At 63.5% G+C, this 14,051-nt stretch carries 13 protein-coding genes and 1 pseudogene; 9 read left to right on the forward strand and 5 right to left on the reverse strand.

All coding sequences use genetic code 11. The annotated features are described in order from the left end of the window. Window positions 1-81 precede the first annotated feature (81 nt). The 3 genes from NKI21_RS29845 to NKI21_RS29855 form a co-directional block, all read right to left on the reverse strand. Window positions 82-933: a sugar phosphate isomerase/epimerase family protein gene (locus tag NKI21_RS29845; RefSeq protein ID WP_352868789.1), complete on the reverse strand. Its 852-nt coding sequence runs from the start codon at window positions 931-933 to the stop codon at window positions 82-84. A gap of 40 nt (window positions 934-973) precedes the next feature. Next, the gene (locus NKI21_RS29850) at window positions 974-2,161 is read right to left on the reverse strand and encodes a Gfo/Idh/MocA family protein (RefSeq protein ID WP_352868792.1); all 1,188 of its coding nucleotides are present in this window, start codon (window positions 2,159-2,161) and stop codon (window positions 974-976) included. 150 nt (window positions 2,162-2,311) lie between these two features. Then, complete coding sequence (locus NKI21_RS29855; protein ID WP_352679512.1) at window positions 2,312-3,367, reverse strand: sugar phosphate isomerase/epimerase family protein; 1,056 nt, start codon at window positions 3,365-3,367, stop codon at window positions 2,312-2,314. 400 nt (window positions 3,368-3,767) lie between these two features. Between NKI21_RS29855 and NKI21_RS29860 the strand changes: the two genes are divergently transcribed. The 5 genes from NKI21_RS29860 to NKI21_RS29880 are packed head-to-tail and all read left to right on the forward strand — an operon-like array spanning window position 3,768 to window position 8,019. Then, entirely contained in the window at window positions 3,768-4,655 is an 888-nt protein-coding gene (locus NKI21_RS29860) for a sugar phosphate isomerase/epimerase family protein (protein ID WP_023812461.1), read from the forward strand. A 60-nt stretch (window positions 4,656-4,715) separates the two neighbouring features. After that, on the forward strand, window positions 4,716-5,885 hold the full coding sequence (locus NKI21_RS29865; RefSeq protein ID WP_023812460.1) for a mandelate racemase/muconate lactonizing enzyme family protein: 1,170 nt from the start codon (window positions 4,716-4,718) through the stop codon (window positions 5,883-5,885). Window positions 5,886-5,887: 2 nt separating this feature from the next. Beyond that, window positions 5,888-6,604 carry a FadR/GntR family transcriptional regulator gene (locus tag NKI21_RS29870; protein WP_127295118.1) on the forward strand — a complete coding sequence of 239 codons (717 nt, stop codon included), beginning with the start codon at window positions 5,888-5,890 and terminating at the stop codon, window positions 6,602-6,604. Window positions 6,605-6,609: 5 nt separating this feature from the next. Next, window positions 6,610-7,590 carry a hydroxyacid dehydrogenase gene (locus NKI21_RS29875; RefSeq protein WP_352440823.1) on the forward strand — a complete coding sequence of 327 codons (981 nt, stop codon included), beginning with the start codon at window positions 6,610-6,612 and terminating at the stop codon, window positions 7,588-7,590. Window positions 7,591-7,632: 42 nt separating this feature from the next. Continuing rightward, complete coding sequence (locus tag NKI21_RS29880; protein ID WP_352440822.1) at window positions 7,633-8,019, forward strand: hypothetical protein; 387 nt, start codon at window positions 7,633-7,635, stop codon at window positions 8,017-8,019. Window positions 8,020-8,037: 18 nt separating this feature from the next. Here the strand turns inward: NKI21_RS29880 and NKI21_RS29885 are convergent, their stop codons facing one another. Then, the gene (locus NKI21_RS29885) at window positions 8,038-9,333 is read right to left on the reverse strand and encodes an amidase (RefSeq protein WP_352440821.1); all 1,296 of its coding nucleotides are present in this window, start codon (window positions 9,331-9,333) and stop codon (window positions 8,038-8,040) included. A gap of 106 nt (window positions 9,334-9,439) precedes the next feature. Between NKI21_RS29885 and NKI21_RS29890 the strand changes: the two genes are divergently transcribed. Next, complete coding sequence (locus NKI21_RS29890) at window positions 9,440-9,787, forward strand: GFA family protein (protein WP_352440820.1); 348 nt, start codon at window positions 9,440-9,442, stop codon at window positions 9,785-9,787. A 96-nt stretch (window positions 9,788-9,883) separates the two neighbouring features. Here the strand turns inward: NKI21_RS29890 and NKI21_RS29895 are convergent, their stop codons facing one another. Beyond that, window positions 9,884-11,098, reverse strand: coding sequence for an MFS transporter (locus tag NKI21_RS29895; protein ID WP_352440819.1), 1,215 nt, complete (start codon window positions 11,096-11,098; stop codon window positions 9,884-9,886). A 92-nt stretch (window positions 11,099-11,190) separates the two neighbouring features. Between NKI21_RS29895 and NKI21_RS29900 the strand changes: the two genes are divergently transcribed. From NKI21_RS29900 to NKI21_RS29910, 3 genes and pseudogenes are all read left to right on the forward strand, one after another. Continuing rightward, window positions 11,191-12,174, forward strand: coding sequence for an AraC family transcriptional regulator (locus NKI21_RS29900; RefSeq protein ID WP_352440818.1), 984 nt, complete (start codon window positions 11,191-11,193; stop codon window positions 12,172-12,174). A gap of 298 nt (window positions 12,175-12,472) precedes the next feature. Next, on the forward strand, window positions 12,473-13,444 hold the full coding sequence (locus NKI21_RS29905) for an AraC family transcriptional regulator (protein WP_352440817.1): 972 nt from the start codon (window positions 12,473-12,475) through the stop codon (window positions 13,442-13,444). 171 nt (window positions 13,445-13,615) lie between these two features. Beyond that, a pseudogene (locus NKI21_RS29910) lies at window positions 13,616-14,046 on the forward strand (DUF4437 domain-containing protein). Window positions 14,047-14,051 lie beyond the last annotated feature (5 nt).

Raw genomic sequence — 14,051 nt, forward strand, 5'->3', positions numbered from 1 at the left:
CCGGCAGGACAGAGGGGGGTGTGAAGGAACGCGGCGGCAGGTGTTGGGCGGCTTCGCTCAGTCCCACTATAAGGAAGGCGCCTACGCCGCCTTCTTCCACCCATTTTTGATATGCTTATACCCTTCCCGATAGACCGCTTCCGGTGTCTCGGAAAAATCGCGCCACACCTTGGTTGCCGCCGCCAAATCTTTCAGCGAACGGCCGAACGCTTCGATCGTCAGCCAGTCGTTATAGCCGCTCTTGCGGATGGCCGAGAATGTTTCCTTCCACGGAATGTTGCCGCGCCCCGGCACGCCGCGATCGTTCTCCGAAATATGGATATGCACGACATTCCGGCGGTGTTTCGTGTAGGCGCCGATCGGGTCGGCCTCCTCGATATTGGCGTGGAAGGTGTCGTACATCGCCTTGATGTGCGGCCGGTCGATGGCGTCGATATGCTCAGACAAATCAGCCATCGTGTTGAGGAGATAGCATTCGAAGCGGTTCAGCGCCTCGAGCCCGATGGTGACGCCCTTGTTGCCGGCATGGTCGCCGATCGCCCGCTGCGAGGCGACGGAGCGCTTTTTCTCGGCAGCGGTCGGTCCGGAGCCGGAAAACGACCCGAGCGTCGAATGCAGCGGGCCACTCAGCGTGTCGGCGCCAAGTGCCTGCGCGCAGTCGATCGCCCATTTCATGTAATCGACACCGGCCTTGCGCGTCGCCGCGTCGGCCGAGATCAAATTCATCCCTGGATCGCCCATGGCCGAAACAGCGGTCCGCTCCAGTCCGATGCGGTCGAGCAGATCGCCGAGTTTTTTATAGTCGTCCGGCGTGCCGGCGAAGATCGGTATCTCAATGCCATCGAAACCGGTTGCCTTGATGTCGCGCAGCAGTGGCTCGTGTGTCTTCGACACGGCCGTCGTCCATAAGAACATGCACATGCCGATTTTCATCGACGCCCCCTCCCCTTGGATCCCCCGGACCGCCTCTATTTCAGAGCTTCGTCCACGCCCCATTCTTCTTCGACGACTTCACGCAGGCCTCGATGAAGGCCATGCCCTCGACGCCGTCCTGGATGGTCGGGAAGACGACGGCCTTGGCCGGCTTGCCGCCCTTGCGGCGTGCCGCGCGGATGGCGCGCGCGGCCTCCTGGTAGATGTTGGCGAAACCTTCGAGATAGCCCTCGGGATGGCCTGACGGCACGCGGCTGACACGGCCCGCCACCGGCAGCGCGCCGGCGCCATTGCGGGTGATCAATTGTTTCGGCTGGCCGAACGGCGTGTACCAGAGATAGTTCGGGTCGGCCTGCACCCATTCCAGCCCACCCTTCGAGCCATAGATGCGCAGCTTCAGCCCGTTCTCATGGCCGGGCGCCACCTGGCTTGCCCAGATCATGCCCTTGGCCGGATGCGTCTTGCCGATAGGCTTGAAGCGCAGCATGACGTTGACGTTGTCGTCGAGTAGCCGGCCCGGCACGAAGGCGTCGAGATCGGCCGACAGGGAGTCCAGTTCCAGCCCCGAGACGAAGCGGGCGAGGTTGTAGGCATGCGTGCCGATATCGCCCAGCGCACCGCCGGCGCCTGCCTGCTTGGGGTCGGAGCGCCACGCCGCCTGCTTCTGGCCTGTCGCGGCCAAATCCTCGGTCAGCCAGTCCTGCGGATATTCGGACTGCACGATGCGGATGTCGCCGAGCACACCCTTGGCGACCATTTCGCGTGCTTGCCGGATCATCGGATAGGCGGTGTAGTTGTGCGTCAGCACGAACACCTTGCCGGTCTTCTCGACTATCGCGGCAAGCTTTTTCGCTTCGGCGAGCGTCGTCGCCAGCGGCTTGTCGCAGATGACGTGGATGCCGGCCTCGAGGAAGGCTTTTGCCGCCGGCACATGGACATTGTTGGGCGTGACGATGGCCACTGCCTCGATGCCGTCGGGGCGCTTCGCCTCGGCCATGGCCATCTCGGCATAGGATGCATAGCTGCGTGCGGGGTCGAGCCCCAGTTCGGCGGCCGAGGCCTTGGCACGGGCCGGGTCGGCTGACAAAGCACCGGCAACCAGCACGAAATCATTGTCCAGCCGCGCCGCGATCCGGTGCACCGCGCCGATGAAAGCGCCTTGCCCGCCGCCGACCATGCCATAGCGGATCGGGCCGCCTCCCGTTTCCGACTTCGATGCGCCGACCATATCTTGCTCCTCGCTGTTGCTCACCTCCCCCTTGAGGGGAGGTCGATCCGCGCAGCGGATCGGGTGGGGTCGTTGAGGCAGAGCTCGGCATGAACCGACCCCTCCCGGCCCTTCGGGCCACCCTCCCCTCGAGGGGGAGGGGAAACCGCGTCAGATTCCCATCATGGCGCGCAGCAACTTCTTGTCGGTAGCGCCGCCGGCGAAGTCGTCGAATGCCTTTTCCGTCACCCGGATGAGGTGATGCTCAATGAAAGGCGCGCCCTCGGCCGCACCATCCTCCGGATGCTTCAGGCAGCACTCCCACTCCAGCACCGCCCAGGAATCGTAGCCATACTGGGTGAGCTTGGAGAAGATGCCGCCGAAATCCACCTGTCCATCGCCCAGCGAACGGAAGCGCCCGGCGCGGTTGGTCCAGCTCTGATAACCGGAATAGACGCCTTGCCGGCCAGTCGGGTTGAACTCGGCGTCCTTGACGTGGAACGCCTTGATGCGCTCGTGATAGATGTCGATGAATTCTAGATAATCGAGCTGCTGCAGCAGGAAGTGCGACGGATCGTAGTTGATGTTGCAGCGCTTGTGGCCGCCGACCGCATCGAGGAACATCTCGAAGGTCGCGCCGTCGAACACATCCTCGCCGGGATGGATCTCGTAGCCTAAATCGACACCATTATCCTCATAGACATCGAGGATCGGCTTCCAGCGCTTGCCGAGCTCAGCGAACGCTTCCTCGATCAGCCCTGCCGGCCGCTGCGGCCAGGGGTAGAGGTAGGGAAAGGCCAGCGCTCCCGAGAAGCTGACCGAGGCCTTGAGGCCAAGGTTCTTCGAGGCCTTGGCCCCGAACTCCATCTGTTCGACCGCCCATTTTTGCCGTGCCTTGGGATTGTTGTGCACTGAAGCCGGCGCAAAGCCGTCGAACTGCGCGTCATAGGCAGGATGCACCGCCACCAGTTGCCCCTGCAGATGCGTCGACAGTTCGGTGATCTCGACGCCGGCATCCGCGCAGATGCCCTTCACCTCATCGCAATAGGCCTTGGAAGAAGCCGCCTTCTTGAGGTCGAACAGCCGCGCGTCCCAGGTCGGGATCTGCACGCCCTTGTAGCCGAGACCGGCCGCCCATTTGGTGATCGACGCCAGTGAGTTGAACGGCGCGGCGTCGCCCGCGAACTGCGCCAGAAACAGCCCGGGGCCCTTCATTGTCGTCGGCATCGGCATCCTCCCTCATTTCTCTCGCGACCGAGCATAGCGCCGATTGGAAACAGGGCCAGCCACTTTGGTCTTTTCTCAACGGGTGCTTGCACGCACCGCCATTCTGGTATTACCAAATGTGGAAATTTGGTCAAGCCATGCAATGCGCCGTCAAGACCCCAAAATCACCCGGTGCAGGCCTATATATCTCAATATAATCAAGCAAATAATCCACAACGAAAGTTGCATCCCAGCGCTTCTTGCCGATCTGGAGAATTTGCTGTAGACCTCGCTTTAGGCCCAATTGGTCGAACCAGTTTGCGAGAAAAGGCTGGGAACGCCTTGGGGAGGAACCTTTGTGTCGCCTTTTGGCGATGCATGTCGCAGGCGAACCATAGAGACGATTTGGGAAGGACAGACCATGCATCTTTCGACGCACAACTGGATGCGCGCGGAACCCTTGGAGACGACGCTCAAGCGCATCAAGAAATTCGGCTATGAGTCGATCGAGATTTCCGGCGAGCCCGAGCAGTACAAGACCAAGGAGACCCGGGCGCTGCTGAAGGAGCATGGTATTCGCTGCTGGGGCGCGGTGACCCTGATGCTGGGCGAGCGCAACCTTGCCGCCAGGAACCAGGGCCAGCGCGAGCGTTCCGTTCAGTATGTCAAGGATGTGCTGACCATGGTCAGCGAACTCGATGGCGAGATCATCACGCTGGTTCCGGCGACCGTCGGCAAGGTTGTGCCTGACGGGACCGAGGAAGAGGAATGGAAGTGGGTAGTCGACGCCACTCGCGAGTGCTTCACCCACGCCAAGAAGGTCGGCGTCAAGATCGCTGTCGAACCGCTTAACCGCTTCGAGACCTATCTGTTCAATCGCGGCGCCCAGGCGCTGGCGCTGGCCGATGCGGTCAGCCCCGAATGCGGCGTCTGCCTCGATGCCTATCACATCCACATGGAAGAATTTAACGTCTATGACGCGATCCGGCAGGCCGGAAAGCGCCTGTTCGACTTCCATGTCGCCGACAACAACCGGTTTGCCGCCGGCCTCGGCCAGATCGACTGGCCGAAGATCGTCGCCACCTTGCGCGAGATCGGCTACGACGGCGCGCTGACCAACGAGTTCGTCGCGCCCGTCGACCGGACGCCGGCAGCCCCCTATCCCGACATGGTCGAGCGCAATCCGGTCGACATCTCGCCCGAACAGCTGAAGTTCATCCAGGACCACGGCTCCAGCGTGCTCACCGAGAAATTCTACACCGACCAGATGCGCATCAACGCCGAAACGTTGCTGCCGCTGATCAAGTAGTCGACTGCCTCTGGGAAATTCGCCCTTCCGCCCTGACCGGCGGCGGGGCTGGGGAAGAATATGCGTATCAAGTCCGTCCAAGCCTGGTGGATCCGCGTTCCGATCGAAGCCGCTCGGCAGCACCGCAGCGACTTCGGTCAGGTGACGACCTTCGACGCCGCCATCCTGCGCATCGAGACCGATGACGGGCTGGTCGGCTGGGGCGAAGGCAAGAACGCCGCTGGCAGTGCCGGCAGCTACGGTGCGCTCGTCCACATGCTGAACCATGAGGTCGGGCCGCAACTGGTCGGCCGCGATCCGGCCGACATCGGCGTCATATGGGAGATGCTCTACAATGGCGTGCGCCACGACAGCGCCGCGCGTGGCGGCCACGCCATGCCGCAACTGGCGCGGCGCGGCATGAGCATCGCCGCCATCAGCGCCGTCGACATCGCGCTGTGGGACATTCTTGGCAAATCGCTTGGCGTTCCGGTCTGGCGGCTGCTCGGCGGCCGCAAGCTCGATCGCATGCCGGCCTATGCGTCCGGCGGCTGGGCAGCCGCCGACGCCATCGGCGAGCAGTTGAAGTCCTATATCGCCAAGGGCGGTTTCAAGGCACTGAAGATGCGCGTTGGCGCCATGGATGGCGCGGCACACATTTCCGCCACCCGCGTGCGGGCCGCACGGCAGGCGCTCGGCCCCGATGTCGAACTGATGGTCGACGCGCACGGCACCTACACGGTGGCCGAGGCCAAGCGCTTCATCCACCTTGTCAACGATTTGGACCTCGCCTGGTTCGAGGAACCTATTATCGCTGACGACAAGCCCGGCATGGCTGAAGTGCGGGCGTCAGGTGCCGTCCCGATCGCCACCGGCGAAAGCGAGGCGACACGCTATGCCTTCCGCGACCTTGCCGTGCTCAAAGCCGCCGACATCTTCCAGCCTGATCCCGCTTTCTGCGGCGGCATCAGCGAGGCGATGAAGATCGGCACCATCGCCAGCGCCTTCAATTTGCGCTTTGCACCCCATTTGTGGGCCGGCGCGCCCTGTTTTTTCGCAGGCTTGCATGTCTGCGCCGCCTCGCCGTCGAGTTTCACCGTCGAATATTCGCTTGGCGCCAACCCGATGATCCATGATCTGGTCGAAGAGACTGTCGAAGCCAGGGACGGTATGATAGCGATCCCGGAAAAACCGGGTCTGGGATTCACCATTTCGGAGCGGTTCCTGGAGGCGCACGCGCAACGCGGTTGACGATGAAAGAAAAGAACCTCCTCGCAGAACTCGCTGCCTACCTGTTCTCCCATTCGGACAAGGAGAGCGGCCGAACGCCTTCGGAACGCGAACTGGCGGAGCATTTCGCCGTCAGCCGCGGTCAGATCCGCGAGGCGCTGGCCATCCTGGAGGCCATGCGCATCGTCGAGCGTCGAGCCAAGTCCGGTATCTACATCGACACCAAGCAGGCCAGTGTGGAGGCCATGGCGCTTTTTGCCCGCGCAGGCCTGCCGCTCGACCCGATCCAGATCTACGAGACGGTCGAACTGCGCAAGATCCACGAGATCAAGGCGGCCGAACTTGCCTGTTCGCGCGCCACCGAGGAGAATTTCGAGCGGCTGCGCGAAATCCTGAAGGCTTCGGAAGAGCGCATCGCCGCCGGTGAAGGGCTTGCCAGGGAAGACCGCGAATTCCACCTCGAAATCGTGCGCGCCACCAAGAACAGCGTCTTCCACAATGTCTGCAGCGTCTACTACATGATGGGCGAGCAGCGCCTGCCGATCTATTTCAACGACCCCGAGCGCAACCTGCGCTCGCATGCCGAGCATATCCAGATTTATGAGGCGCTGCTGCGCCGCGACGGCAATCTCGCCCAGGCGCTGATGAGCGCCCATCTGCAAGGGGCTGAGAGCTACTGGAAAGGCCTGATCGAGGGCCATGGCGAGGAACCGCAAAGCCCGGCGCTCGAAAAAGCCTGACCGACATGGCCCGTATCCTCACGACACACCCGCTACACCCGCGCGCCTCGGCCATGCTGGCCGGCGCCGGCGAACTCGTCGTCGCTTCCGCCATCGATCCGGCCACGCTGGCCGCCGAGGCGAGGAATGCCGACATCGTCATCGTGCGCGCGCCGCTGCCACCACAGCTTTTCGACGGCGCAAAGCTGCTGAAGGCGGCAATCCGCCATGGCGCCGGGCTCGACATGATCCCCATGGAAGCAGCGACCGCCGCCGGCGTGCTGGTGGCGAATGTGCCGGCGGTCAATGCCCGCTCGGTTGCCGAGCACGTCATGTTTGCGGCGCTTGCTTTGCTGCGCAATTTCCGCGCCGTCGACCGCGACCTGCGCACCAAAGGCTGGCTCGCCGGCCGCGAGCACGCCAATTCCAACATCGAGCTTGCCGGCAAGACGATCGGCATCGTCGGCCTCGGTGCCGTCGGCCAGGCGGTCGGCCATATCGCCGCGCACGGCTTCGACTTGAAGGTGGTGGCAACGACGCGCAGCATGCAGCCGGCGCCGGACAAGGTCGGCTTCCTGTCGATCGACGCGCTGGTCGAGCAGAGCGACATCATCGTGCTCTGCTGCCCGCTGACGCCGGAAACGCGCGGCCTGATCAACCGTGAGCGGATCGCCCGAATGAAGCCCAATGCGCTGCTGATCAACGTGTCGCGCGGACCGGTCATCGACGACGACGCGCTGATCGAGGCGTTGCAGAAACGCCGTATCGGCGGCGCCGCGCTCGACGTGTTTGCGACGCAGCCGCTGCCGTCGAATCATCCCTATTTCGGCTTCGACACTGTCATCATCACGCCGCACATGGCCGGGATCACCGAAGAATCGATGATGCGCATGGGCGTCGGCGCGGCGGGTGAAGCCTTGCTGGTGCTGGCCAACAAGCTGCCGGTCAATCTGCGCAATCCGGAAGTGGTCGATCACTACCGGCGGCGGTTTCCGGCGAGCCTGTAGCACATCGCGGTTTCGCCCCAATTCTCCGCGACGTTGAGAGCCATGTCCGATCCACGCCTCGCATCCCTGGTAGCCGTCGTGTGTTCGCTCTGCGCCATGCCGTCATTCGCGGCCGAAAGCAGCTATGTCTATTGTGACAACGGGCTGCGCTGCTTCAAGGCGCCCTGCCCATCCAACAGCGCACTCGACCTTGCCACCGGCACGATCATCAAGGGCGTGTCGATCGACCCCAGCGGATTGCCGCAGGCCGACAAGGCGATAACCGATCTTTCCGACGCGCTTTATGCCGGCAAGATCGTCGTCAGAGGCTCGATCGAGCACCGCACCCAGACGATCACCGGCAAGGAGCACAATCTGCCCTGGCTGGTCGCGACCCGCATCGTACGGACAGCCAAGGATAGCGAACGCAGGCACTGTTCGTCGCACTGATCGTCGGTCCAACCCCGGTCACGCGCCAAGCAGCGACTCAATTTCAGCAGCAATCCGCAGCAGGCGCCGGTCATGCCCGTTGCGCGCCACCAGCATCAATCCGGCGGGCAGCGGAGTGCCCGGCATCGGCAGCGAGATTGCGCAGAGATCGAACTGGTTGGCGACCTGCGTGTTGCGCAGCAGCAGGCCTTCGGTGCGGTCGCGCAACTCGGCATCGTCAGCCATCGAAACGATGGTCGGCGCCGTCACCGGCGTGGTCGGCAGAGCCAGCACATCGACCGATGCCAGCCGCTCGTCCATGGCGGCAACGAGCGCTGTGCGGCGGCGCATTGCCCTGATGTAGACAGGCGTCGGCAGCATTGCCGCCCGCGACAAAGGTCCGCTGACATGCGGGTCGACCGGCACCGAAGCCCCAGCCGCCAGCCAGTCGGCATGCACTTCGGCCCCTTCCATGGCAGCGATCGAGCCACGCTTGGTGGCGGCCCGCAAATCGGCAAGCAGATCATCGATCGATAAGCCCGCGATCCGCGCGCCTGTCTGTTCGATCTTGCCAAGGCAGCGGTCGAACGCGGCCGCCACCTCGTCTTCCGTCTCTTCGAAAAGAATGCCGCGTGGAATGCCGACGCGAAGCCCTGCAAGGGCAATCGGCGTCAGCGCGGTCGGCACTTCACCGGCCATCACGGCGTCGGCGGCGGCACATTGGGCGACGGTTCGGGCAAGCGGACCGATCGAGTCCAGCGTGGCGGACAGCGGGAACGCGCCGGCGAGCGGCACGCGCCGCGCTGTCGGCTTGAAGCCGACGACACCGTTGAGTGAAGCCGGAATGCGTATCGAACCGCCGGTGTCGGAACCGATCGATATTTCGCTCGTCGCCTCACCGACCGAGACGCCGGCGCCTGAGGAAGATCCGCCCGGAATGCGGCTGGCGTCCACGGCATTGCCGGGCGTGCCATAGTGCTGGTTGTCGCCGATCGCGGTGAAGGCGAATTCGGTCATGTTGGTCTTGCCGATAATGACCGCGCCGGCTTGCCGCAGCCGGCTGACGATCACGGCATCGCACAGCGGAGGTGCTGCGGTCCTAAGCATCAGCGAGCCGGCCGTGGTTGGCTCGCCGGCGACATCGAACAGATCCTTGACCGAGACGATGGTGCCATCGAGCGGCCCAAGCGTCACCCCGGCTTGGCTGCGCGCATCGCTGGCATCGGCCGCGGCACGCGCGGCTGCGGCATAGAGCTTCGTGAACACGCGCTCTTCACCGGCACGGGCGGCGAGGCGCGCGAGAATGGTTTCCAGATGATCACGAACGGATTGCATTTTCGGTGTCGGACTCCGAACGCCTTGAACGTCCTTGGGGCATGGCTTGCCGAGACTTAACCCGGCGCAGGCGGTTTTGCACCCTGTCTAATGCGAGGAAAATCCGATGCTCTACAAAGGCAGCTGCCACTGCGGCAAGATCGCCTTCGAATTCAAGGCCGAACTGACGGGCGCCTTGCGGTGCAATTGCTCGATCTGCTCGCGCAAGGGCGCCCTGTTGTGTGCCATCCCGCACGGGACCTTGCAGGTCCTGGCCTGGGGCGACGATCTCGGCACCTACACATTCGGCAATCATGCCATCGCGCACCGGTTCTGCCGGGCCTGCGGCATCCATCCCTTTGCGGAGGATGTCCGCGAAGGCAGCGAACGCAGTGCCTACATCAACATCAACTGCGTGGCCGATCTCGACCCCTCGACCCTGTCGGTTTTCGATTTCGACGGGCGGTCGGCCTGAGTTTGTTCGCCCCTGCCATCACAACGGCAGCGGCCCGAGAACCGTGACAGTTCTCAGGCCGACGCGCAGTGTCAGGGAAGCCTGATCGCGTCCAGGCTACTCGGCGCGCTTCGGGCCGCGCAGGAACACCACGATGGCCGCCAGCAGTGTCGCCGCGCCGCAATAGGCGAAGGCACTGGCCACGCCGGCATGGTCGACCAGCAGGCCGCCGAAGACGGCGCCGAGCGCGATCGCCACCTGGAACGTCGCCACCATCAGTCCGCCGGCACTTTCTGCCTGATCGGGCGCGGCCCGCACCAGCCAGCTCTGCAGCCCGACCGGCACCGCGCCGAAAGCAAAGCCCCAGACCGCGACGGCGGCAGCGGCGATCGTCGGCGAAGCCCCGAAAATCAGCATCGAGGCGGCGGCCATTGCGATCAGCAACGGCGCCAGCGCAACGGCTGCCTTGAGGCTGCGCTCGGCCAGGATGCCGCCGGCGACATTGCCGAAGAAACCGCCAATGCCATAGGCCAGCAGCACCAGCGAGATCGTCTCGATGTCGAGCACGGGCACCTTCTCGAGGAACGGACGGACATAGGTGAAGCCGGCAAAGTGTCCCGAAGCGACCAGCAGCACGACCAGCAGCGCCACCCTGATCGACGGACGCTTCAGCACGTCGAGCAAGGTGCGGAAGCTTGCAACACCCACGGGAGGCAATTTCGGAATGGTGGCCAGTTGCACCAGCAGTGCCAGGGCGGCGACGACGGTCGCAATCATGAATGCCGTGCGCCAGCCCCAGATGTCGCCGACATAGGCGCCGACCGGCGCCGCGCAGACGGTCGCCAGCGAAACGCCGGTCAGGATGATCGACATGGCGCGCGGCATCAGCCGCATCGGCACCAGCCGCAGCGCCATCGCTGCCGACATCGCCCAGAAGCCGCCAAGTGCTACGCCGAGCACGACACGGGCAAGCAGAAGCACGGGCAGCGATGAGGCAAAGGTGGCCAGAAGATTGGACAGGATCAGGAATACAGTCAGCATCCACATCACCAGCCTGCGATCCATACGCCTGGTGATGATGGCCATGGTGGGTGCGGCAATGGCTCCGACGATCGCCGTTGCCGTCACCGCCTGTCCGGCCACGCCTTCGCTGACGCCGAGATCGCGCGCCATCGGTGTCAGCAGGCTGGCGGGGAGAAATTCAGCGGTGACGAGGCCAAAAACACCAAGTGCCAGCGAAACAACGGCGCCCCAGGCCGGCTCGGTTCGTTCGTCAGAGTCCGCAGGGTTCAAAAGTGTGGCGTCGATGACGCCTGTCGCCTGTTCGGCCATGGTCAGTCTCCGAGTTGTTTTGCAGCGCAGCATCTGGCTGCAACGCAACATAGGGAGTGACCACCTGGAGCTTCCATGCTAGAAACCCCATCATGCTTGACAATTCGTCCAAAATTCCGATCACTGGCGACCCGCTCACCGACATTTTGCGTGGCTTGCGCCTCGATGGCGTCGAATACGGCCGCTTCGAACTGAAGGAACCCTGGGGCATTCAGTTTCCAGCCCAGCCAGCGGCGCGGTTTCATTTCATCGGCCGCAAAGGCTGCTGGCTGAAGCAGCCATCCGGCGAATGGGTGGAACTCAAGGCAGGCGACGCGGTGCTGCTGCCGCGCGGTGCGGCGCACGTGCTGGCCAGCGAGCCCGGCGCCCAGGCCTGGCCGATCCATGGCTACGAAGTCGAGGAGGTCTGCAAGGACGTCTACTGCACGTCGAACGAAGGCATGTCGGAATGCTGCCGGCCGGGAACCCTGTTGTTTTGCGGCAGCATGTACTTCAATCTCGATGGCCTGCATCCCCTGCTCGGCATGATGCCGGATGTGATGCGCACGCATGAGTTGGAAGCCTATGAGCCTGGCATTCCGCATCTGCTGGAATCGATGGCGCGTGAGGTGACAATGGAGCGCGTCGGCTCCGGCGGCATCCTGGCGCGGCTGGCCGACGTGCTGGCCGCCACCGTCATCCGCTCATGGGTCGAGCGCGGCTGCGGTGACGCCTCCGGTTGGATCGCCGCCGTCAGGGACCCGGAAATCGGACGCGTGCTGGCAGCCATCCATCTCGAACCGAACCATGACTGGACGGTCGAGTCGCTGGCCCGGATGATGGGCGCCTCGCGATCGGGATTTGCCGAGCGTTTCGCCACCACCGTTGGCGAAACCCCGGCAAAATATGTCACCCAGGTCAGAATGCATCAGGCACGGCAATGGCTGGTCCGCGACCGGATTAAGATCTCCGTCGTTGCGGCGCGTCTCGGCTATGAATCGGACGCCGCCTTCAGCCGCGCCTTCAAGCGCGTCATCGGCTCGGCGCCCAGCCATCTCCGGGCCGAGGAACAGGCCGATATCCGCCAGGCCAGCTGACGCACAGGGTTCCGAACTCAGCTTGACAAAGGCGGCACCCAGTTCGGCGGTCCCGGCAGTTTTTTTGCCGGCAGCTTTTCGCGATAGGAATTTTTTCTTGACTCGGTGACCTCAGCTATGCTACATTTTTGCCCATGGTGCTGATTTGCGCCAGTGACCCGCCGCACAGGTGGGTTTTGCGTCTGATACTACGTCAGCCGACGCCCCGGCGGAGGAACCCGTTGGCCCGAGTTTGTTGCCCCTGAGCTGACGCATGGAGGCCGTGACGGACTGGTGATTCCAGGCTAGAGAAATCAGCATGGTTTTCACCTCGCCCAAGACTGGCCTGCCGGCCTCGGACGGTCCGCTAACCGACATCTTGCGCGGATTGTGGCTCGATGGCGTCGACTATGGCCGCTGCGAACTTTCAAACCCATGGGCCGTGTTGTTTCCTGCCCAGAAGGCAGCAAGGTTTCACTTTATCGGCCGCCGCCAATGCTGGCTGTTTTCGCCAGCCGGGGAATGGATTGAGCTGACACCCGGCGATGCATTGCTATTGCCGCGCGGTGCCGAGCATGTCGTTGCCAGCGCGCCTGGCATTCCGGCCGTGCCGATCGAAAGCTACACTGTCGAGCCTTTGCAGGACAATGTCTTCAATGTCTCCAACGGCGGCCACGGCCCGAAAACCTTGCTGTTTTGCGGCAGCATGCACTTCAACCTGGACGGGTCGCACCCCTTGCTGGGCATGATGCCGGACATGATGCGCGCCAAGGAATTGATGGCTGGCGAGCCAGGTATTCCGCATCTGCTGGAAGCTATGGCCGGCGAAATCACCATGAACCGGGCCGGCTCTGGCGGCATGCTGGCGCGACTGGCCGACGTGCTGGCTGCAAGCATCATCCGTTCCTGGGTAGAAAACAGTGGCGGCGACACCAGAGGCTGGACCGCGGCGATCAAGGATCGCGACATCGGCCGCGTACTTGCCGCCATTCATCTGCAGCCCGACAGGAACTGGACTGTCGAAGCGCTGGCGCGCGAAATGGGCGCCTCGCGATCGGCCTTCGCCGAACGCTTCACGGCCATCGTTGGCGAAACACCGGCGAGATATGTCGCCCGGATACGCATGCACCAGGCGCGGCAATGGCTGATCGACGATCGGATGCGGGTTTCAGTGGTCGCCGCCAGACTGGGTTACGATTCCGAAGCATCGTTCAGCCGGGCGTTCAAGCGCATCCTAGGCATCGCGCCCAGCCACCTGCGCACCCTCGACTGCACCTCCGAAAACCGCTGAGGCGATCCCGGATCCGCGGCCGTGGCTTGCCGGGTCTGGATGAATTGCCGGGTCTGGATGAATTGCCAAGCCTTCCGGACGCAATGCCATTGCCGGGCCACCCGCATGCAATAGCTTGCCAGAACCAAGCAGCCAGAGGCCGGCGTCCAGTCGGTCCGAAGAGGAGAACCAATGCCAAATTATCCGAAGGTCATCGCACTCGCCGTCATGCTTGCGGTTCCCGGGCGCGCCTTTGCCCTCGAGGACAGCTACCTGCCGGCCGACAAGATCCCCTATGTGGCGGAAGTACCCGACCAGCCGCATCGTCTTGGCCCATTGTGGGGCGAGCGGGCCAAGGGCCCGGCAGGCACGTTGCTGAAGGTTCCCGGCAACTGGCGTGCACCGGTCCATGCGCACACCGCGGATATCGCGCGGTGGTCATAAAGGGGCTGTGGGCGCACTGGCAGATGGATGGCGGCGAGGCGACCAAGGTCGAACTGCCTCCTGGATCCTATTGGACCCAGAAGGCCGATGAGATGCATGACGACGCCTGCGTCTCCGACACGGAATGCGTGATCCTGCTGATCAACGACACGCCCTACGAAACCTACTTCCAGAAATAGGCTGG

This window comes from Mesorhizobium sp. M0715, assembly GCF_040320355.1.
Lineage (GTDB): Bacteria > Pseudomonadota > Alphaproteobacteria > Rhizobiales > Rhizobiaceae > Mesorhizobium.

Excerpts from the sequence above, each read along its gene's own strand:
- NKI21_RS29855 (WP_352679512.1), bottom strand. The coding sequence starts at position 3,367 with ATGCCGACGACAATGAAGGGCCCCGGGCTGTTTCTGGCGCAGTTCGCG.
- NKI21_RS29860 (WP_023812461.1), top strand. The coding sequence starts at position 3,768 with ATGCATCTTTCGACGCACAACTGGATGCGCGCGGAACCCTTGGAGACG.
- NKI21_RS29905 (WP_352440817.1), top strand. The coding sequence starts at position 12,473 with ATGGTTTTCACCTCGCCCAAGACTGGCCTGCCGGCCTCGGACGGTCCG.
- NKI21_RS29865 (WP_023812460.1), top strand. The coding sequence starts at position 4,716 with ATGCGTATCAAGTCCGTCCAAGCCTGGTGGATCCGCGTTCCGATCGAA.
- NKI21_RS29895 (WP_352440819.1), bottom strand. The coding sequence starts at position 11,098 with ATGGCCGAACAGGCGACAGGCGTCATCGACGCCACACTTTTGAACCCT.
- NKI21_RS29885 (WP_352440821.1), bottom strand. The coding sequence starts at position 9,333 with ATGCAATCCGTTCGTGATCATCTGGAAACCATTCTCGCGCGCCTCGCC.
- NKI21_RS29900 (WP_352440818.1), top strand. The coding sequence starts at position 11,191 with ATGCTTGACAATTCGTCCAAAATTCCGATCACTGGCGACCCGCTCACC.
- NKI21_RS29875 (WP_352440823.1), top strand. The coding sequence starts at position 6,610 with ATGGCCCGTATCCTCACGACACACCCGCTACACCCGCGCGCCTCGGCC.
- NKI21_RS29850 (WP_352868792.1), bottom strand. The coding sequence starts at position 2,161 with ATGGTCGGCGCATCGAAGTCGGAAACGGGAGGCGGCCCGATCCGCTAT.
- NKI21_RS29870 (WP_127295118.1), top strand. The coding sequence starts at position 5,888 with ATGAAAGAAAAGAACCTCCTCGCAGAACTCGCTGCCTACCTGTTCTCC.
- NKI21_RS29890 (WP_352440820.1), top strand. The coding sequence starts at position 9,440 with ATGCTCTACAAAGGCAGCTGCCACTGCGGCAAGATCGCCTTCGAATTC.
- NKI21_RS29845 (WP_352868789.1), bottom strand. The coding sequence starts at position 933 with ATGAAAATCGGCATGTGCATGTTCTTATGGACGACGGCCGTGTCGAAG.
- NKI21_RS29880 (WP_352440822.1), top strand. The coding sequence starts at position 7,633 with ATGTCCGATCCACGCCTCGCATCCCTGGTAGCCGTCGTGTGTTCGCTC.